Raw genomic sequence first — 18,785 nt, forward strand, 5'->3', positions numbered from 1 at the left:
AGCGGCCTGCGCCCATATGGCGCGAGAAAGGTCCAGCCCTTGCACCGCACTGCAGGAATCGGCGCCCTTTGCGGGTCGAGGCAGATGCGGCCCGGGGGAGGCGGACCGCAGACTTCGAGGAGTTTCATGACCAGACAACTTTTGCCCATCGCGCTCGCTGCCGCGGTCGCGTTCCCGGCGCTGGCGAGCGCCGCCGACATCCAGCCTCCGCCACGCATCATCGTGTCCGGCGAAGGCGAAGCGACCGTGGCGCCGGACATGGCGATCCTTTCGCTCAGCGTGATGCGCGAGGCCAAGAGCGCGCGCGAAGCGCTCGACGCCAACAACGACGCCATGGCGGCGGTGATCGCGGCGATGAAATCCGCCGGCATTGCAGAACGCGACCTGCAGACCGCCGGCATCCAGATCAACCCGCGCTACAACTACACCAACAAGGCCGACGGCAGCCAGGAAGCCGAGCTCGTCGCCTATCAGGTGACCAACACGCTGTCGGTGCGCGTGCGCGACGTCGACAAGACCGGCGAGATTCTGGACAAGGCGGTGTCGCTCGGCGTCAACCAGGGCGGCGGCATTGCTTTTACCAACGATAATCCGAAGGCCACGATCACCGAGGCGCGCAAGAAGGCCGTCGCCGACGCGATGGCCAAGGCAAAGACCCTCGCCGAAGCGGCGGGCGTCAGTCTGGGCAAGGTGCTCGAGATCGCCGACCAGAATGTCGCGCCGGTGCCGATGCCGATGGCGGCCAAGTCGTTCGATGCGGCCCGTTCGGCCGTCCCCGTGCAGGCCGGCGAGAATTCCTACAACGTCCAGGTCACGGTCACCTTCGAGCTGAGGTGACATCCGTCCCAGCCGCGGACATGCCGTTAGAGCAATTCCAGGAAAAGTGTGAGCGGTTTTCCGTCCGGAATTGCGTCAAAACAAAGAGATAGAGCGGTTCGCCGTTTCCGTGAAACGGTGAAACGCTCTAGCAAAACGCCCCGCAGGATCATCCTGCGGGGCGTTTTCGAGCCGCGCCTCATCTTGAGGGGCTCAGCTACTCATAGGCGATCCTCGCAGAGGATCGTCCGCATAAGCGATTCTCGAACGGGATCGCCCTTTCAGCCTCAGCGGTAGATGATCGGGCAGCCGCGCTCGTTGGCGAACACCACCACAACACGGTCGCCATACTGGCGACCTGCCACCTTCACGGTACGGCGGCTGATGTCGACGATGCGGGCGCGGTGCAGACCCATGCGCTCGGCCTTGTCAAGGGCGCGGTCCGGCGAACAGCCGCGCCAGTCGCGGTCGCGGCGCCAGTCGCGGCGATAACCGTCATCGTCGCCGGTGTAGATGCCGAAACGCGGGTCGTGCCTGTCCCCGAAACCGAGATAGAGGCTGTCCGCATGCGCCGGAATGGCGGTCAAAGTGCCAAGCCCGACAAGGGCCGAAAGGGCTGCCGTCCTGATCGTGTTGAACATCGTCTTCTCTCCTTATTGTGGGCTGTCGCCCGTAGAACCGATGATTGGAAAATGCCCTTTTGCGTCTGAACCTTCCGCGAACCGGCCATTCATGTCCGGTTCATATAAGCGCCAACCCGCCAGGGTTCGTCGCTCGTGCCAAAACCGCGAACCCCTTAGGCGCGAACCCGCCACGGTTCGTCGCTCGTAAGTGCTTAAAAGCGAGGCCCTTCAGGATTCTAAATGCGAACCCGCAGGGTTCGTCGTTCCTCGTCAAAAGCGCCGCGTCAGCGTTCGTCATCCAAGTGCGAACCCGTCAGGGTTCGTCATCATCCAGACGCGAACCCGTCAGGGTTCGTCATCATCTAGACGCGAACCCGTCAGGGTTCGTCGTCCAGACGCGAACTGCTAAGGTTCGTCGTCCAATATGTAGTCAAAATAATCGTCCGGGTCGGCCAGATCGGTTTCCTTGGCCTTCACTCGGCCCCGGATCGAGATGCCGGCCTCGTGCACGGTCTCAGCGCTTCCCGAAACAAGTCTGTGCCACCAGTAGAGATCATGGCCCTCGGCGATAAGCCGGTAGGCACAGGTTTTTGGCAGCCAGGTGATGGTGCGCACATTCTGTGGCGTCAGGCCGACGCAATCGGGCACCCGCGCCATGCGGTTTGCATAGTCGGAGCAGCGGCAGTTCTCGGCGTCGAACAGCCTGCAGCCCACGCTTGTCCAGAAGATCTCGCCCGTATCCTCATCCTCGAGCTTGGACAGGCAGCATTTGCCGCAGCCGTCGCAAAGCGATTCCCATTCGGCCGGGGTCATCGCCTCAAGCGTCTTGGTTTTCCAGAATGGCGCGGTCATTTGGCTGGATTTGGACCTCCGCGGTCTTCCGGTCAAGCGCTGTGTGGCGGCGACCCAGTATCAACATTAGAAAAACACGAAATTGCCTTCAAAAGGCCGGCCAGGCATCCTTGGTTGGCGCCAATGCCTGACGGAACCAATTATGGTTGATGAAAGTTTGGGCAGGGATGGGACCCCATTAGGAGAAATCGATATGAAACGCCAACCACGGATTCTGGCGGGCACGGCAATCGGCCTGCTTATGGCATCCGCGCCGTTGGGCGCGTACCCGCTGCAGGGGGGTGTCGCTTCCGGCGGCCTGCACGGAGCGCCGCTCGTGCTGGCTCAGGCCGCCTGCGCCGAAGGCCAGTCGGCCGAAGAATGCGCGCAAGGCGGAGCTGAACAGCCGCGTAGAAAGAAGCGCGAACAGCAGCAGCAAAGCGAATCGGCGCCGGCCGAACAGGCCGCGCCCGCCGAATCCGAGCAACAGCCGCGCAAGAAGCGGCACGAGCAGCAGCAGACGGAGGGCGCCCAGTCCGGGGAAGCTGCACCGGCCGAGCAGCAATTCAAGCCACGCAAGAAGCGCGACCAACAGCAGCAGATCGAGGCGGCACCCGCCGACCAGGGCGGCCAGCCTGCGACCGACGAGCAGCAATTCAAGCCGCGTAAGAAGCGCGATCAACAGCAGCAGATCCAGGCAGCACCCGCCGACCAGGGCGGCCAGCCTGCGGCCGACGAGCAGCAATTCAAGCCGCGCAAGAAGCGTGACCAGCAGCAGCAGATCGAGGCAGCACCCGCCGACCAGGGCGGCCAGCCCGCGGCCGAGGAGCTGCAGCCGCGCAAGAAGAAGCGCAACCAGCAGCAGATCGAAGCGGCGCCAGCCGACCAGCAGCCCGCGGAACAGGTCGCGCCTGCCGCCGGCGACCAGCAGCAAGGCAACCAGGGTCGCAAGAAGCGCAAGCACGATCAGCAGCAGACGGAAGGTGCGCCCGCCGGCCAGGCCGGCGAGCAGGTTGCCCCGACCGAACAGACTGCTCCCGCCAACGACAACCAGCAAGGCGGCAATCAGCTCAGGAAGAAGCTTAAGCAGAACCAGCAGGGTGAGACCGCCCCGACCGAGCAGACGCAGACCAACGAGCCGGCCAAGAAGCGGGCGCCGGCCGGTGAGCCCGTGCCGCAGGCCGAGCCGCTGCAGAATGGCGAGCAGCCAGCCCAGGGCGAACAGGCCCAGGACAACAAGAAGCGTGGCAAGAAGCCGAACGCGGAACAGCCCGCGACAGGTGAACAACCCGCGACCGGCGAACAGCCACAGACCGGAGAGCAGACAAAGACCGGCCGCAAGCCCCTCACCGGCGAGCAGCAACCCGCAACCGGCGAGCAGCCGGCCAATGGCAATCAGCCGGCGAACAACAACCAGCCTGCCAATGGCAACGCCGCGCAGGGCGAAACCGCCAATCCGAACGAGGCGCCCGTCCTGGACAGCCAGAAAGATGCCATGCGCAAGCACCGGGGCCGCAACGACAACGGCCAGAACGGCGGGGCCCAGACCGGTGGCGCTCAAATCGAAAATGGCCAGGCCGGCAACGGCCAGAACGCCAATCAGGCCGGACAGCAGCAAGGTGGCGAGCAGGCGCAGAGGCCGGCTCCGGTCGATCAGGGGCCGCCGCCCACCGACGACAAGTCGGCGCAGCAGGCGATCAAGCCCGAAAAGATCGTCCCAGTGGACCAGGAGAAAGGCAAGCGGATCGAGCTTACGCCCGAGCAGGTTGTCCGTGAGCGCCGCCGGCCGCAGGGTGCCGACGTGGTGAAGCAGTTCGGCGACCGGGTGATCCTTCAGTTCAACAACCAGACATTCGTGGAAAGCAACGAAGCTCCTCGCATCACCCGCGGCGCCAGGGATGTTTACTACGAGGATCTTTCGGGCGGCCGCACCCGCGAAATCGTGGAGCGCGACAACGGCGTCAGGATCATCACCATCCGCAACCGTAATGGCGACGTCATCCGGCGATCGCGCGTTACATCGGATGGCCGCGAATACGTGCTGAGCTATGTCGACGAGCGCTACTATAACGACGTCGACGAGTGGCGCGATCCCGGCGACGACCTGCCACCGATGCGCCTCGACATCCCGCGCCGGGACTACATCCTGGATTCGGAGGAAGTCGAGGATCCGGACGAATATTATACCTTCCTCGAGCAGCCACCTGTGGAAAGGGTGCAGCGTCTCTACTCGATTGACGAGGTCAAGCGCTCGGCCCGCGTTCGCGACATCGCCCGGCGTATCGACCTCGACACGCTGAACTTCGACTTCGGCTCGGCCACCATCTCCGACACCGAGGTGCAGAAGCTCGAAGGCGTGGCCACCGCCATGGAAAAGCTTCTGAAGAAGAACCCGGCCGAGACCTTCCTGATCGAAGGCCACACCGACGCCGTCGGCACGCCGGACGCGAACCTCGCTCTGTCGGACCGCCGCGCCGAGGCGGTGGCCGAGGCGCTCACCAACGCCTTTGGCATCCCGGCCGAGAACCTCACCACGCAGGGCTATGGCGAGGAGTATCTCAAGGTGAACACGCCCGGTCCGAACCGCGAGAACCGGCGTGTCGCCATCCGCCGCATCACCTCGCTGGTGGCGCCGGTGGCGAGCAACAGCGAGCAACAATGAGCGTTTGATTTCAAGATCCTGCCCGGATCTGCAGAATCAGCGCGCAAGACGGGCCCGTCCGCTTCGGACGGGCCTTTTTTCCTTACCGACTCAAGAAGAATTGTCCTGCCTGACCGGCCTGCTCATTGAATCGCCGCATTGCGGCACCCAGATTCCAGACAGGGCGTTCCCTGCCCTGTCCCGACTCCAGCGGGACACGTTGAGCCCCGCCGGGCCCCCTCCCCGGCGGGGTTTTTTGCCTTGAAAACCTGTGTCACCTGGCCGAAATACGTCCAGAGCAATTCCAGGAACAGTGTGAGCGGTTAGGCTCGGCGCCTTCGCCGTAGCCTTCCGTCCGGACTTGCGTCAAAACAAAAGATAGAGCGGTTCGCCGTTTTCGTGAACGGTGAAACGTTCTATCGCAATTGACCGGAGCCTTCATGAAGCGTCTCGAACTCGCCATCGAATCCGTCATCCTGGCCTCGCGCTGGCTGCTGGTCGCCTTCTATCTCGGGCTCGGCGTCGCGCTGGCGATCTACGCGCTGTCCTTCGGCAAGAAGCTCTATGAGTTCGTCATGAGCGCCTTCACGCTCGGCGATACCGACACGATCCTGAAGATGCTCGGCCTGATCGACGCGGCGCTTGTCGCCTCGCTCGTGGTGATGGTTATCATCTCGGGCTACGAGAATTTCGTCAGCCGCTTCGACGAGCAGGATGGCGAGGTCCATTGGCTGGGAACGATCGATGTCGGCTCGCTGAAGGTCAAGGTCGCCTCGACCATCGTCGCCATCTCCTCCATCCACCTTTTGCAGGTGTTCTTGAATTCGGTGTCCTACACGACCGACCAGCTGATGTGGCTGACCATCATCCACCTCGCCTTCGTCATCTCGGCGCTGATGCTGGCCTATATCGACCGCGTCATGGCGCTCGCCAAGGGCAAGAAGGCCGAGAGGATTGAGGCGGACCCAGTCCGTCAGTAGATCCTTTTTACCTTCGTCTGCGAGTTCGCGAACACCTCGTCGGGAACGAAGAAGTCGCCCGCCAGCTGATCGGCCGCGCCTGGCGCATAGATCGAAAAGTCCGTCACGCCTTCGGCGCGCAGCACCTCTTCGTCGATGTAGAAATTGCCAGTCGCGTCGCGCGACGGGCGCATGAAGATCGCATGCGCCGCGTCGGCCATGATGTCGGGCGAGCGGCTCATCGCGGCCACTGTTGCACCGCCCAGAAGATTGCGCACGGCCGCGGTATCGATGGTGGAGATCGGCCATAGCGAATTGACCGCGATTCCGTCCTTGGCGAATTCGGCGCTCATGCCCAGCGTGCACATCGACATGCCGAACTTGGCCATTGTGTAGGCGACATGGTTCTTGAACCATTTGGCCTTCATGTCGAGCGGCGGCGCCAGATTCAGGATGTGAGGATTCTTTGCCAACTTAAGGTGGGGAATGCACATTTTGGAGACGAGGAAGGTGCCGCGCGTATTGATCTGGTGCATCAGATCGTAGCGCTTCATGTCGGTCTCCAGCGTGCCGGTGAGCTGGATGGCGCTGGCATTGTTGACGCAGATATCGATGCCGCCGAACCGTTCGACGGTTCTAGCCACCGCATCGGCGACCTGCGCCTCGTCGCGAATGTCGCAAAGCACCGGCAGCGCCTTGCCGCCGGCCTGCTCGATCTGCTCGGCTGCCGTGTAGATGGTGCCCGGCAGCTTCGGATGCGGCTCGGCGGTCTTGGCCGCGATCGTCACATTGGCGCCCTCGCGCGCCGCGCGCAGCGCGATCGCCAACCCGATGCCGCGCGATCCGCCCGAGATGAACAGCGTCTTTCCGTTGAGCGACATTTTTTGCCTCCCGTCATTCGTTGCTGCGATCCTTGCCCGCACCGATCCGCGGACACAAGGGCGCGCGCATGCGGTTCGTGATGACGTTGCGGAGCCTTGCCGTCTTGCCGAGCTTTGTCGAGAGATATATATTCTATACAAAGAGGTAGAATGTATAATGGCGCTATCGATCAAGAATTTGGAAGTCGAGCAATTGGCGCGCGAGCTAGCCCGCCGCCGTCGCGTGTCCGTGACGGAGGCTATCCGCCAATCCCTCGAGCGCGAAGTTGCGCGCGAGCGGCTTGTGCCTCGCGACGAAAGCAGCGACCTTTTTCGACGTCTGATGGCGATTTCGGACAGCGGCGCGCAGATCCCGAGGCGGGAAAATGCGATGACCGAGGATGAGATCCTCGGTTACGACGATCTTGGAATCCCGACGCGATGATCATCGATTCATCGGCCCTGGTCGCGATCCTCCGCGCTGAGCCGGGTCATGATCGTTTCGTGCGGGCGATTGCGGATGCCACAAGACGATTGATCGCAGCGCCCACCCTTCTCGAAACGAGCATGGTGCTCGCCGGCGGGTGGCAGAATGAAATCCTGGAGCCATTCGACGCCTTCCTGCGCACGGCTTCGATCGAGACGATCGCCTTCACCGCCGACCACGCCGCCGTCGCGCGCCACGCTTTCCTGCGCTACGGCAAGGGCCGTCATCCCGCAGCGTTGAACTTTGGCGACTGCATCGCTTACGCCACCGCCCGGCTCGAAGCGATGCCGCTGCTGTTCAAGGGCGACGATTTTCGGCTCACCGATATCGAACCCGCTGTTTGAGGCGTCAAACCAGCACCAGCCCCTGCCGCATCGCGATCGCAATCGCGTCGGTGCGGTTGGCGGCGCCGAGCTTGATCAGGATGGCGGCCACATGGAACTTCGCCGTGTGGACGGAAATGTTGAGCCGCCGGGCGATGACCTTGTTCGGCGCGCCTTCGGCCAGCAGAGCCAGCACCTCCGCCTCGCGCGGCGACAAAGCCGGGCGGGGCTGGTTGTCGTCAGGCGTCTCTTCCTCGGTAGGCTCGTCATCGTGGAAATCGCCATGCGCCTCCGACGGCGCCGCCCTGCCGACGCGGTAGCCTGAGGCCGCCAACCGCGCTGCGGCGGCGATCAGCAGGCCATCTGCGGAGGCAGGCAGCACGGCCAGCACATTGTCTGCCACCTGCTCGCTGCCCGCACGCCGCGAAAGCAGGACGATTGGGGTGGCCGAACTGACGACCCAGCCTTCCAGGCCGGCCTCATCGGCGATGGCGACATCCGCCATTTGGCCGACGCCGCTTCCAGCCAAGGCCGGCGCCAGATCGTCGCTCGCGGCCAGCGCATCGGCAAGTTGCTCGGCGCGCTGGGCATCGGCGAGCGCGACCAGCACCGTCAGCCGGTGAATTGCCGGCTCCGGTCTCGCGACTGCTTGTGCTGCGCTGTTTGCCATAGACCCTCTCAGCTCAGCGGCTTCTCGCCGATGGTGATCGAGACATCGCGCTCAGCGCCGCCGCTTGAAACACCGAGCGTAACGGTGGTGCCGGCGCTGTCCGGCCCGAGCTTGCGGATAAGCTCGCGCGGACCATGCACCGCCTCGCCGTTCCAGGCGACGATGATGTCGCCGACATGCAGGCCGGCGGCCTTGGCCGGGCCGTTATCGTCGAGGCTCATCACCATGGCGCCTTTCGTGTCGCCATTGCGGATCGGATGCAATCCGGCGCCGAGATAGCCGCGCGCGACATGACCCTTCTCGCGCAGCGTCGCGACCGCGCGCTCGATCGCCTCGAAGGGCATCACCAGCGCCCGCCGGCGCGGCCCGAACAAGAGCATGCCGATCACGCCGCCCTTGGCGTCGAGCACCGGCCCGCCCTCGAAGCGCCCGCCGGTGTTGATGGCAAGGTTGATGCGCCGGTCGATCGTGCCGCCGCGCATCGAGCGCCAGGCCGGCCCGACCTCGCCGACTGTGCCGAGCACCGCAAGCGCGGCGCCGTCGCTGTTGCCGACCGCAATCGCGATATGGCCGGGCCGCACGGCGCCGGCCTGAGCCAGTTGCGGCAACCCGGCAGCGCCGGAAGCAGGCTTCAACAGGGCAACGCCCGTCGAAGGATCGCGTCCGACGAGCTCGGCCTTGACGGTTTCGCCGGAAGCCAGCGTCAATTCGATCTCCTCGCCGGCTTCGACCGCTTCCTCGGCGGTGACGAAATAGCCGTCGCGCCAATGGAAGGCGCTCGCGGTGCGGTGATGGTGCGTGACGAAACTCGCCAGCGCGGCGGCGGCGGTGGCCGCGACATCGGCGATCGCGTCGGAAAAGGCACTGAGGTTGAAGTCGCTCATAAGACTGTCTCCTGGGTTCGGTGACCCAGATATCGCTCGGTAACACCGCCGCGGGTACTCGCCTGACGGCTAGTCGCCGGCGGGACTGGCCATCTGGTCAGGTCGCGGCAATTGCGGCTGCTCCGCACATATAGTCATCATTCTACGAGGGAACACGCCGATGGCTTTCGCAGCCGAAATACTTCCATCCGACGACAGTCTGCTCGATGCCTATTCGGCATCCGTTGCCGACGCCGTCGACCGCATCGGTCCAGCCGTCTGCCGCATCGAGCGCATTGGCGCCGGCGGCCACGGCTCCGGCTTCGTCATCGCGCAGGACGGGCTGGTCGTCACCAACTTCCATGTCGTCGGCGATGCGCGCGCCGTGCGGGTGACCATGCCGGACGGCGCTTCGCGCGAAGGTCATGTGCTTGGCCGCGATCCCGACACCGACATCGCGCTGGTGCGCGCCGACGGCAGCTTCGCCGACATCGCACCGCTCGGCGATTCCAAGCGCCTGCGCCGCGGCCAGATCGCGATTGCGATCGGCAATCCGCTCGGTTTCGAATGGACCGTCACCGCCGGCGTCGTCTCGGCGCTCGGCCGCTCGATGCGCGCCTCGACCGGGCGGCTGATCGACGACGTCATCCAGACCGATGCCGCGCTCAATCCCGGCAATTCGGGTGGACCGCTAGTGTCGTCGGCGGGCGAGGTGATCGGCGTCAACACCGCCATGATCCACGGCGCGCAGGGCATCGCCTTCGCGGTCGCCTCCAACACCGCCAATTTCGTCATCTCGGAAATCATCCGCTTCGGCCGCGTGCGTCGCGCCTTCATCGGCGTTTCCGCCGACACGACCAACCTGCCGCGCCGGGCGGCACTTCTGTCGCAGGTGACCACGAACACAGCGGTGCGCCTGCGCAGCGTCGAGAAGAACGGTCCCGCCGCCAAGGCCGGCCTGAAGGAAGGCGACATCATCGCCGCTATCGACGGACGGCCGGTCACCGGCGTCGACGACCTCGTGCGTATGCTCGACGCCGAGCGCATCGGCCGCGAGACGCTCTGCACGGTCGTGCGCCGCACCGGCGTCAGCCAGGTGACGGTGACGCCGGTAGCGCGGACGAGCTGAGATCGCCCAGCCGGTCTAACTCCCGGCTGCGCCTTCGGCATATTGCGCCAGGAACTCCTCGCTTGGCGGGATCGGCTTGATGACGTCGATCAGCACGCCGTTGGGGTCCCTGGTGATGAAATGGCGCTGGCCGAAGGGCTCGTCGCGCAAGCTGCGCAGGATCGGCAGGCCAGCGGCGACAATCCGCTCATAGACCGCGTCGGGATCGCGGACCTCGAAATTGATCAGCAGCCCCGACGTGCGCCCCCGCCCCTCTTGCGGGATCGTCTCATGGTCGCCCTGGACGATGCCAAGGTTGACGCGCCTGTCCTCACTGGAGCGCAGATGCACATACCAGTCGCTCTCAAAGAGCGGCTCGAAGCGGAAATGCTCGACATAAAAATCCGCAGTGCCTGCGACATCATCCGTCATCAGCACCGGATAATAGCTTGTCGTCCTCATCTTTCCTTCTCCTCTCATCCAACATACAGTCTGCATGTAAATGCAAATAACATACAGGCTGCATGTATGCAACAAGAGTCCGGACGCCGCTCCAATCGCGACCGCACCGAGGCGACGCGCGCCGATCTGATCCGGGCGGCGCGAAAGCTGTTTACGGAAAAGTCCTATGCTGAGACTGGCACGCCGGAGATCGTCGCCGAGGCCGGCGTGACGCGCGGCGCGCTCTACCATCACTTCGCCGACAAGCAGGCGCTGTTCGCGGCAGTGGTCGAGCAGGAAGCAGCGGCCGTTGCGGCCGAGATCGACCATGCCTCGCCGCCTTCGCTGTCCGCGCGCGACGCGCTGATCGCAGGCTCGGACGCCTATCTCGAGGCAATGCAGGCGCCCGGCCGCACGCGGCTTCTGCTGCTCGACGGGCCGGCCGTGCTCGGGCGCGCGGCCATGGACGAGATCGACAACCGCCACGGCAACCGCTCGCTGCGCGAAGGCCTGGTCGCCGCGATGCGTGCGCAAGCAATGATCAGATTGCCGGTCGAGGCGCTGACCGCTTTGCTGGCGGCCGCCTTCGATCGGGCGGCTCTGGCTATCGAGGCCGGTGGATCCGCCGCGGATTACCGCGCGGCGCTGATCGCGCTCATGGACGGCTTGTCTGCGGCCCCTCCTCCGTCCACACGCCCGGCTCCGTCTCGTTGAAGCAGCCAAGCTGCCGCTTGAACTCATCGATCAGCCAAGTCGCTGCCGGCTTGGGGCTGCGGTCGTTGCGGTGCATGGCGTACATCGGCGAACGGACTTCGCGGTAAGGCTCGAGATCGAGCTCGACCAGCCGTCCGCTGGCGAGGTCGTCGGCGATCAGCCAGCGCGGCAGGCCGCCCCAGCCAAGCCCCTCGCGCATCAGCGCGTGCTTGGTGCGCAAATCCGTCAGCCGCCAAGTGCGATAGGCAAACACGCCATAGTCGCGGCCGCGCGTCCGCTCCGACTGGTCGGTGACGACAAGCTGGATGTGCTCGCGCAGATCCTCGATCCCGACCGGCTTCGGCAGCTTCGCGAGCGGATGATCGGGTGCGGCAGCCGGCACCAGCGAGATGAAGCCGATGCGCAGCAGATTGACATCGGCATCGCCTTGCAAGCCGCCGAAGCCAAGATCCGCCTGGCCGTTGACGACCTGATCGACAATCAGGCCGAGAGAGCCAATATAAAGCCGGAGCATGACCGCCGGGAATTGCGCCTCGAAGGCCTTGAGCACGCGCACCAGCGCCGGCGAAGGCAGCGCCACGTCGACCGATATCGCCACTTCCGCCTCCAGCCCTTGCCGGTAGCCGTCGGCGCGCGAACGGATGCGATGCAGCACGCCGATCATGCGCCGCGCATCTTCGAGCATCGCCTTGCCGACATCGGTCAGTTGCGGCTCGCGCACGCCTTCGCGTTCGAACAGTTTCAGGCCGAGCTGCGCTTCGAGATTGGCGATGCCGTAGCTCACCACCGACTGCGCCCGATTGAGCTTGCGCCCCGCGGCCGAGAAGCTGCCGGTATCGGCCACTGCCACCAGGATTTGGAGTTGATCTAGGGTTGGGTTTGGTTGCACGGCCATGCCATCCATTTTTTTGATGGATTGTATACATATTATGCCAGTTATCCTGATGGGACAGCAATCCCATATTTGGGCGGAAAGTTCAATCCAACCCCAAGGGGACACCGCCATGTCTATTCTTCTCGTCACCTCCAGCCCGCGCGGCGCCGCTTCGCACTCGACCCGCGTCGCCACGGATCTTGCTCAGAAGCTGCTTGCCGCCGATCCGTCCAATACGCTCGTCGTGCGCGATCTCGTCGCCAATCCGCTGCCGCATATCGATCCCGACTACGCCACCGGCATCTACACGCCGGCCGAAGCACGCACGCCGCGCCAGGCCGAGGTCGTCGGCGTCTCCGACGCCGTGCTCGACGAGCTTTTCGCTGCCGACACCGTGATCCTCGCGACAGGCTTCATCAACTTCAACATCTCCTCGACGTTGAAGTCCTGGGTCGACCACGTCGCCCGCTCCGGCAAGACCTTTGCCTATGTCGAAGGCGGCCCGAAGGGCCTCGTCAACGGCAAGAAGGTCTATATCGTGCTCGCTTCCGGCGGCATCTACTCCGAAGGCGCCGCAGTGCAGATGGACCATGCGGTTCCCTATCTGCGCAGCGTGCTCGGCTTCCTCGGCATGACCGATGTCGAAATCATCCGCGTCGAGGGTGTCGGTATGGGCGCCGACGCCGTCACCGCCGCGCTTGCCAAGGCTACCGCCAAGGTCGACGCGATCGCCGCCGCCACGGCTGACCAGGTCGCCGCCGCGGCCTGACCGCCCATGCCGGAAATAAAAGAGGCAGGCGCCCGCCAGCGCCCGCCTCTTTTTTGCATTTTCGCCCCCTACGGCGGCGGCAGCACCACGGCTGGATGGCGGTCCTCGCGCAGGACCAGCCTCACGGCGCCGAGCGCGATCCGATATCCTGCTCTGCCGACAGCGATCCGCCCGCCGCCAGCGCAAACAGCTGGAACGACTTTTTCTTCCCCCTGGTCCTGACCACCTCCGACAATTTGAAGACACTGCCGCAAGGGCTGACCGTGTTCGTCGGCGAATTCACCACCGACTGGGGGGTGCTGTTCACCGGGCTGACACTGGCGGCACCTGCCGACTACCTTGCTGTACATCGTGCTGTCGAAGCAGTTCATTTCCGGCATCACGCAAGGCGCGGTTAAATAGGCGCAGTCAAATAGGCGCAGTCCAACAACGAAGTCAGGACACCAAAAGTGGCGAACCAGAACAAGATCATCATCACCTGCGCGGTCACAGGCTCGATCCATACGCCGTCAATGTCGCCGCATCTGCCGGTGACGGCGCAAGAGATCGCGACCGCGGCCATCGAGGCGGCCGAGGCAGGCGCGGCGATCGTCCACCTCCACGCCCGCAACCCGGTCGACGGGCGCCCAGACCAGTCGACCGAGGCCTTCGCCCCGTTCCTGCAGATCATCAAGCAGCGCTCCAACTGCGTGGTCAACATCACCACCGGGGGTGCGGCGACGATGAGCGTGGAGGAGCGCGTCAGGCCGGCCAAGATGTTCGCGCCCGAAGTCGCGTCGCTCAACATGGGCTCGATGAATTTCGCGCTGTTCCCGATGCTGGAGCGCTTCAAGACATTCGAGCATGACTGGGAGCGGCCCTATCTGGAATCCTCGCGCGACCGCATCTTCCGCAACACCTTTGGCGACATCGAGCACATCTTGCGCACCTGCGCCGACAACGGCACGCGCTTCGAGATCGAATGCTACGACATCGGCCACCTCTACACGCTGGCGCATTTCGTCGAGCGCGGCCTGGTCAAGGCGCCGTTCTTCGTCCAGAGCGTGTTCGGCATCCTCGGCGGCATCGGCACCCACCCGGAAGACGTCGCCCATATGAAGCGCACCGCCGACCGCCTGTTCGGCAACGACTATCACTGGTCGGTGCTCGGCGCCGGCCGCCACCAACTACCGATCGCCACGCAGGCGATTGCGTTGGGCGGCAATGTGCGGGTCGGCCTGGAGGACTCGCTATGGATCGGCAAGGGCAAGCTCGCCCGCTCCAGCGCCGAACAGGTGACCAAGGTGCGCCAGATCATCGAAGGCCTCGGCGCCTCGATCGCCACACCCGACGAAGCGCGGCAGATCCTCCAGCTCAAGGGCGGCGACAAGGTCTCGTTCTGACCGCTGATCCAAATTCCATAGTTTCGCCGCCTGGCTTTTTGTTTGGAAATACTGCCGCTCACAGGTACCAACCGGTTTCTTTGCACTTCCCGGAAGGAAGTGGAAATAACTTGGTGGCACCATTGGTTATTCCATAGGGCTGCGTTATCGCTCGCCAATGTTCCTTTCAATCGCCACCACCCATCATCCGGCTACCGATCTCGGCTTCCTGCTGCACAAGCACCCCGAGCGTCTGCATGAGACCGACCTCTCTTTCGGCAAGGCATGGCTGTTCTATCCCGAGGCCAGCGAGGCGCGCTGCGAGGCCGCACTTCTGCTCGACGTCGACCCCGTTGGATTGGTGAGGGGCAAGGGTCGGGCGGGCGGATTGCTGGATCAATATGTGAACGACAGGCCTTACGCGGCGTCTTCCTTTCTGTCCGTGGCGCTCAACAAGATGTTCCGGACGGCAATGAGCGGTATCTCCAAGGAACGCCCGCAACTCGCCGAAAGCGACCTGCCGCTGGAAGCTGTCGTGGCGCCCTTGCCGATGCGCGGCGGCGAGGCGATAGTGCGGCAGCTGTTCGAACCGCTGGGCTGGACCGTCGAGCTGACCCCAATCGAAGCCATGGGTGCCAGTTCGGGAGGGCTCCGCTACGGCCATCTGAAATTGTCCGGCCTCGGCCGGCTGAGCAATCTGCTCAACCACCTCTACGTCCTAATCCCGGTGATGGACGACACCAAACATTACTGGGTTGGCGACGACGAGGTCGACAAGCTGCTGGCCAAGGGCGCGGGATGGCTGGAGCACCATCCCGCCAAGGAGCTGATCGCGCGCCGCTATTTGCGCAACCGATCGGTTTTGACCCGCGCGGCCCTGGCGCGACTGGTCCCTGAAACCGCGGCTCCGGAGACGCCAGTCGAAACCTGCAGCTCGCCCGAGGAAACGCTCGAGGCGCCCGTCCGGCTGCACGACCGGCGCCTGGATGCGGTCGTCGAAGCCATCCGCGCGAGTGGCGGTAAAGTTGTCGCGGATCTGGGCTGCGGCGAAGGTAAGCTGCTCGACCGACTGATGCGCGAGCGATGGGTCCAAAAAATGTTCGGCTTGGACCCCGCGGTCCGCGAGCTCGAATGGGCGGCAAGGCGGCTGAGACTGAATGAAGCGGGCGGCCCGCCGGAAGGGCGCGTCACGCTGCTGCATGGTTCGTTGACTTACCGGGACAGTCGTTGGGCCGAAGCAGACGTCGCTGTCTTGGTCGAGGTCGTCGAACATCTCGACCAAGACAGGCTGCCTTTAGTCGAGCGGATTGTCTTTGGCGAAACCGCTCCAAAGACCGTTATCGTGACCACGCCCAATGCGGATTACAATGCGCTTTTCAGCAGTCTGCCCCCGGGCACTTTCCGTCATCCGGATCATCGCTTCGAGTGGAGCCGCACCGAGTTCAAAACCTGGACAGTTAAAATACGCGAGACATACGGCTACGCCGCTGAAATTAGTGGCATAGGGGTTGAGGATGCCAAGCTGGGCGCGCCTACACAGATGGCGGTGTTCACGCGATGAGAGAAGTCGACAAGACCAATCTGGAAATTCCGGATTTCGCACTGGTCGTGCTGATCGGCTCGACCGGGTCCGGGAAGTCGACTTTCGCCGCCAGGCATTTCCTGCCGACCGAGATCATCTCGTCTGACCGATGCCGTGGACTCGTCTCCGATGACGAAACCAATCAGGATGTTTCGGCCGACGCCTTCGAATTGATGCGCGACATCATCGGCAAACGGCTAAAGCATCGCAAGCTGGCTGTGGTGGACGCTACCAATGTGAGGCCAGCGGATCGGAAGGCATGGATCGAACTGGCCCGTAAATGGCACGCTTTGCCGGTCGCCATCGTCCTCGACCCCGGTGTCGACATCTGCGTGGCGCGCAATGCAAGCCGACCGGACCGCTCCTTTGGCGCTGGGGTGGCTCAGCGCATGACAATGGAGATTCGCAAGGGTCTGGGCGGATTGCAGCGGGAGGGCTTTCGCCAGGTCTGGAAGCTCACCAGCGAAGCCAGCATCGAGGCCGCCAAAATCTCGCGCCAGCCGCTCTGGACCGACAAGCGTCACGATACCGGCCCCTTCGACATCATCAGCGACGTGCATGGCTGCGCCGACGAGTTGCAAGCCCTGCTTGGTCAACTCGGGTATGAGGTCGTCTGGTCGCAGGATCGCGGCGAGCGAACCGTGGCCGTCACTCCCCCAAATGGCCGCAAGCTTGTTTTTGTCGGCGATCTCGTCGACCGCGGTCCCAACACGCCCGATGTGCTGCGCATCGCCATGAGCATGGTGGCGGCCGGAACCGCTTACTGCGTTCAAGGCAATCACGAACGCAAGCTCAGCCGCTGGCTGGAGGGCCGCAAAGTCACGATCGCCCACGGCCTTCAACAGACCATCGACCAGTTGGACACGCAGGATCGCGGGCTGCGCGAAGCGCTGCCGGCCTTTCTCGACGACCTGCGCAGCCATGTCTGGTTGGACGGCGGACGCCTGGCCGTTGCCCATGCCGGGCTCAAGGAAGAGATGATCGGGCGAGGCTCGGGCGTCGTGCGCGAATTCGCGCTCTACGGCGAAACGACCGGCGAGATCGACGAATTCGGACTGCCGGTGCGCGCCGACTGGGCCACGGCTTATCGGGGCAAGACTGCCGTTGTCTACGGTCACACGCCGATGCGGTCGGCTCAATGGGTCAACAACACCCTGTGCATCGATACAGGCTGTGTGTTCGGCGGCAAGTTGACGGCCCTGCGCTGGCCGGAACGCGAGCTGGTTGAGGTGCCGGCAATCCGAACATGGTCGGAGCCCGTACGCCCGCTTGGCGCATCAAATGTGGAGAAATCGGCACAGGCCGATGCCGATGGCGTGCTCGATATCCAAGATGTTTCCGGCCGCCGCTGGATCGAGACCGAGCTGAAAGGCCGGATCGTCGTGGCTGAGGAAAATGCCGCGGCCGCCCTGGAGGCCATGAGCCGTTTCGCCATAGCGCCCCAGTGGCTGGTGTACCTACCGCCGACGATGTCGCCGTCCGAGACAAGCGGTCACGCCGACTGGCTCGAACGCCCGGAAGAGGCTTTTTCCTATTTTCGCGAGCGCGGCGTAGCCGAGGTCGTGTGCGAGCAAAAGCACATGGGTTCGCGGGCGATCGTCGCACTGTGCCGGACCGCGCAGGCGGCGCGCAGCCGCTTCGGCATTTCAGGCGATGAAACCGGCGCGATATGGACCCGGACAGGGCGTTCCTTCTTCGGTGACGACACCATGACGGAGGGGCTGCTCGCCCGGCTTAGCGCAAGCGCCGATGCCGCTGGCCTCTGGGAGGAACTGAAAACCGACTGGCTGCTGCTCGACGCCGAAATCATGCCCTGGTCGGCCAAGGCAAGCGGCCTCGTCGAAAGTCAGTACGAACCGGTGGCGACGTCGTCCGCAGCCGGCCTGCGGCTCGGCCGCGATGCCTTGGAGAGAGCGAAGGCGCGAGGCGTCGACGTGGTGGATCTGAACGCACGGTTCGCCGATCGGGACGTGCGCGCCGGCAAATACGCCAGCGCCTGGTCGCCCTATGTCTGGCCGGTTTCGAGTGTCGATGATCTCAGGGTGGCGCCTTTTCATCTGCTGGCCAGCGAGGGCCGCGTCTGGTTCGACCATGACCACATCTGGCATATGTCGCTGGCCGATCGCCTCGCCACGGAAGGCGTCGTGGTGCACACCAGATGGCGCAGCGTCGATCTGGCCGATGCCGGCGCCTGCACGGAGGCCGTCGCCTGGTGGGAGATGCTGATCGCTTCAGGCGGCGAAGGCATGGTGGTCAAGCCGCGTGACTTCGTCAGCCGCGGCAAGAAGGGCCTTATCCAGCCAGCGCTCAAGGTGCGCGGCCGCGAATATCTGCGCATGATCTACGGTCCCGAATATGACGCCCCGGATAACCTTGTCCGGCTGCGGGAACGGCATCTGGGCGGCAAACGAAACCTGGCGCTCAGCGAGTTCGCGCTCGGTCACGAGGCGTTGAAGCGGTTTGTCGCGAGACAGCCGCTGCGGCGATTCCACGAATGTGTCTTCGCTGTATTGGCGCTCGAGAGCGAGCCGATCGATCCTAGACTTTGATGATCGTCAGCCGAACATCCGCTCGCCCTGCTCGTCGACCAACTGGATGCCCTTCTTGATCGAGATGTCGACGGCGTCGTCCAGCCCGGCGAAACGGTCGGCGCGGATGAAGCGGTGCTCTTTCATCACACCGTCCACTTCCTTCGAGACGACGCCGCAGGTCTGGTATTGGCCCTCGGCCTTGTAGGGCGTGGCGCTGATCAGAAATCCCTTGTGCTCGACCTGCTTTGCCGGCTTGGCGGTGCCGGCCTCCGTTGCCTCACCGCCGCCGCCGAAAAGCTTCTTCAGAAAAGACATTTTTTCAAAACTCCTAT

General features: G+C 64.1%; 21 protein-coding genes. 12 read left to right on the plus strand and 9 right to left on the minus strand.

Annotated features, from left to right (window positions below; genetic code table 11):
- Window positions 1–126 precede the first annotated feature (126 nt).
- Window positions 127–837, plus strand: coding sequence for an SIMPL domain-containing protein (locus LB525_RS01195; RefSeq protein WP_095766646.1), 711 nt, complete (start codon window positions 127–129; stop codon window positions 835–837).
- A gap of 266 nt (window positions 838–1,103) precedes the next feature.
- On the opposite strand, the gene LB525_RS01200 is transcribed toward LB525_RS01195, so the two are convergent.
- The 3 genes from LB525_RS01200 to LB525_RS01210 all read right to left on the minus strand — a co-directional run bounded on the left by LB525_RS01200 (window position 1,104) and on the right by LB525_RS01210 (window position 3,777).
- Complete coding sequence (locus tag LB525_RS01200) at window positions 1,104–1,457, minus strand: hypothetical protein (RefSeq protein WP_095766645.1); 354 nt, start codon at window positions 1,455–1,457, stop codon at window positions 1,104–1,106.
- Window positions 1,458–1,844: 387 nt separating this feature from the next.
- Window positions 1,845–2,291, minus strand: coding sequence for a YcgN family cysteine cluster protein (locus tag LB525_RS01205; RefSeq protein WP_224543075.1), 447 nt, complete (start codon window positions 2,289–2,291; stop codon window positions 1,845–1,847).
- Between the two features lie 178 nt (window positions 2,292–2,469).
- Window positions 2,470–3,777, minus strand: coding sequence for a hypothetical protein (locus tag LB525_RS01210; RefSeq protein ID WP_224543076.1), 1,308 nt, complete (start codon window positions 3,775–3,777; stop codon window positions 2,470–2,472).
- Between LB525_RS01210 and LB525_RS01215 the strand changes: the two genes are divergently transcribed.
- Both LB525_RS01215 and LB525_RS01220 read left to right on the plus strand, forming a co-directional pair.
- Window positions 3,766–4,932 carry an OmpA family protein gene (locus LB525_RS01215; RefSeq protein WP_224543077.1) on the plus strand — a complete coding sequence of 389 codons (1,167 nt, stop codon included), beginning with the start codon at window positions 3,766–3,768 and terminating at the stop codon, window positions 4,930–4,932. The two genes, LB525_RS01210 and LB525_RS01215, sit on opposite strands and share 12 nt — an antisense overlap.
- 419 nt (window positions 4,933–5,351) lie before the next feature.
- On the plus strand, window positions 5,352–5,891 hold the full coding sequence (locus LB525_RS01220; protein WP_224543078.1) for a TIGR00645 family protein: 540 nt from the start codon (window positions 5,352–5,354) through the stop codon (window positions 5,889–5,891).
- Here the strand turns inward: LB525_RS01220 and LB525_RS01225 are convergent.
- Entirely contained in the window at window positions 5,885–6,751 is an 867-nt protein-coding gene (locus LB525_RS01225) for an SDR family oxidoreductase (protein ID WP_224543079.1), read from the minus strand. The genes LB525_RS01220 and LB525_RS01225 overlap by 7 nt on opposite strands.
- 157 nt (window positions 6,752–6,908) lie before the next feature.
- On the opposite strand from LB525_RS01225, the gene LB525_RS01230 reads away from it, so the two are divergent.
- The gene (locus LB525_RS01230; RefSeq protein WP_224543080.1) at window positions 6,909–7,175 is read left to right on the plus strand and encodes a type II toxin-antitoxin system VapB family antitoxin; all 267 of its coding nucleotides are present in this window, start codon (window positions 6,909–6,911) and stop codon (window positions 7,173–7,175) included.
- A complete protein-coding gene (locus LB525_RS01235) occupies window positions 7,172–7,561 on the plus strand; it encodes a type II toxin-antitoxin system VapC family toxin (protein ID WP_224543081.1) in 390 nt (129 codons plus the stop codon). The genes LB525_RS01230 and LB525_RS01235 overlap by 4 nt, the downstream gene beginning before the upstream one ends.
- A 4-nt stretch (window positions 7,562–7,565) precedes the next feature.
- On the opposite strand, the gene LB525_RS01240 is transcribed toward LB525_RS01235, so the two are convergent.
- Together LB525_RS01240 and LB525_RS01245 are read right to left on the minus strand one after the other, a co-directional pair.
- Entirely contained in the window at window positions 7,566–8,210 is a 645-nt protein-coding gene (locus LB525_RS01240) for a helix-turn-helix transcriptional regulator (protein ID WP_224543082.1), read from the minus strand.
- Window positions 8,211–8,218: 8 nt separating this feature from the next.
- Complete coding sequence (locus tag LB525_RS01245) at window positions 8,219–9,094, minus strand: S1C family serine protease (protein ID WP_224543083.1); 876 nt, start codon at window positions 9,092–9,094, stop codon at window positions 8,219–8,221.
- Between the two features lie 160 nt (window positions 9,095–9,254).
- On the opposite strand from LB525_RS01245, the gene LB525_RS01250 reads away from it, so the two are divergent.
- A complete protein-coding gene (locus tag LB525_RS01250; protein ID WP_224543084.1) occupies window positions 9,255–10,202 on the plus strand; it encodes a S1C family serine protease in 948 nt (315 codons plus the stop codon).
- A gap of 15 nt (window positions 10,203–10,217) precedes the next feature.
- Here LB525_RS01250 and LB525_RS01255 read toward each other — a convergent pair whose 3' ends face one another.
- Window positions 10,218–10,643 (minus strand): VOC family protein, encoded by a 426-nt coding sequence (locus LB525_RS01255; protein WP_224543085.1) that lies wholly within the window; start codon window positions 10,641–10,643, stop codon window positions 10,218–10,220.
- 66 nt (window positions 10,644–10,709) lie between these two features.
- Here LB525_RS01255 and LB525_RS01260 point away from each other — a divergent pair, with 66 nt between their 5' ends.
- On the plus strand, window positions 10,710–11,336 hold the full coding sequence (locus tag LB525_RS01260) for a TetR/AcrR family transcriptional regulator (protein ID WP_224543086.1): 627 nt from the start codon (window positions 10,710–10,712) through the stop codon (window positions 11,334–11,336).
- Here LB525_RS01260 and LB525_RS01265 read toward each other — a convergent pair.
- Window positions 11,278–12,225 carry a LysR family transcriptional regulator gene (locus LB525_RS01265; protein WP_224543514.1) on the minus strand — a complete coding sequence of 316 codons (948 nt, stop codon included), beginning with the start codon at window positions 12,223–12,225 and terminating at the stop codon, window positions 11,278–11,280. The genes LB525_RS01260 and LB525_RS01265 overlap by 59 nt on opposite strands.
- A gap of 115 nt (window positions 12,226–12,340) precedes the next feature.
- Here LB525_RS01265 and LB525_RS01270 point away from each other — a divergent pair, with 115 nt between their 5' ends.
- The 5 genes from LB525_RS01270 to LB525_RS01290 all read left to right on the plus strand — a co-directional run bounded on the left by LB525_RS01270 (window position 12,341) and on the right by LB525_RS01290 (window position 18,471).
- Window positions 12,341–12,979: an FMN-dependent NADH-azoreductase gene (locus tag LB525_RS01270; protein ID WP_224543087.1), complete on the plus strand. Its 639-nt coding sequence runs from the start codon at window positions 12,341–12,343 to the stop codon at window positions 12,977–12,979.
- A gap of 95 nt (window positions 12,980–13,074) precedes the next feature.
- Window positions 13,075–13,377, plus strand: coding sequence for a hypothetical protein (locus LB525_RS01275; RefSeq protein ID WP_224543088.1), 303 nt, complete (start codon window positions 13,075–13,077; stop codon window positions 13,375–13,377).
- Window positions 13,378–13,428: 51 nt separating this feature from the next.
- Window positions 13,429–14,361 (plus strand): 3-keto-5-aminohexanoate cleavage protein, encoded by a 933-nt coding sequence (locus tag LB525_RS01280; protein ID WP_224543089.1) that lies wholly within the window; start codon window positions 13,429–13,431, stop codon window positions 14,359–14,361.
- A gap of 157 nt (window positions 14,362–14,518) precedes the next feature.
- Window positions 14,519–15,901: a 3' terminal RNA ribose 2'-O-methyltransferase Hen1 gene (locus LB525_RS01285; protein WP_224543090.1), complete on the plus strand. Its 1,383-nt coding sequence runs from the start codon at window positions 14,519–14,521 to the stop codon at window positions 15,899–15,901.
- On the plus strand, window positions 15,898–18,471 hold the full coding sequence (locus tag LB525_RS01290; protein ID WP_224543091.1) for a polynucleotide kinase-phosphatase: 2,574 nt from the start codon (window positions 15,898–15,900) through the stop codon (window positions 18,469–18,471). The genes LB525_RS01285 and LB525_RS01290 overlap by 4 nt, the downstream gene beginning before the upstream one ends.
- Window positions 18,472–18,477: 6 nt before the next feature.
- On the opposite strand, the gene LB525_RS01295 is transcribed toward LB525_RS01290, so the two are convergent.
- Entirely contained in the window at window positions 18,478–18,768 is a 291-nt protein-coding gene (locus LB525_RS01295) for an HlyU family transcriptional regulator (RefSeq protein ID WP_095766632.1), read from the minus strand.
- Window positions 18,769–18,785 lie beyond the last annotated feature (17 nt).

The sequence above is a fragment of the Mesorhizobium sp. CA16 genome (assembly GCF_020165175.1).
Classification (GTDB): Bacteria; Pseudomonadota; Alphaproteobacteria; order Rhizobiales; family Rhizobiaceae; genus Mesorhizobium.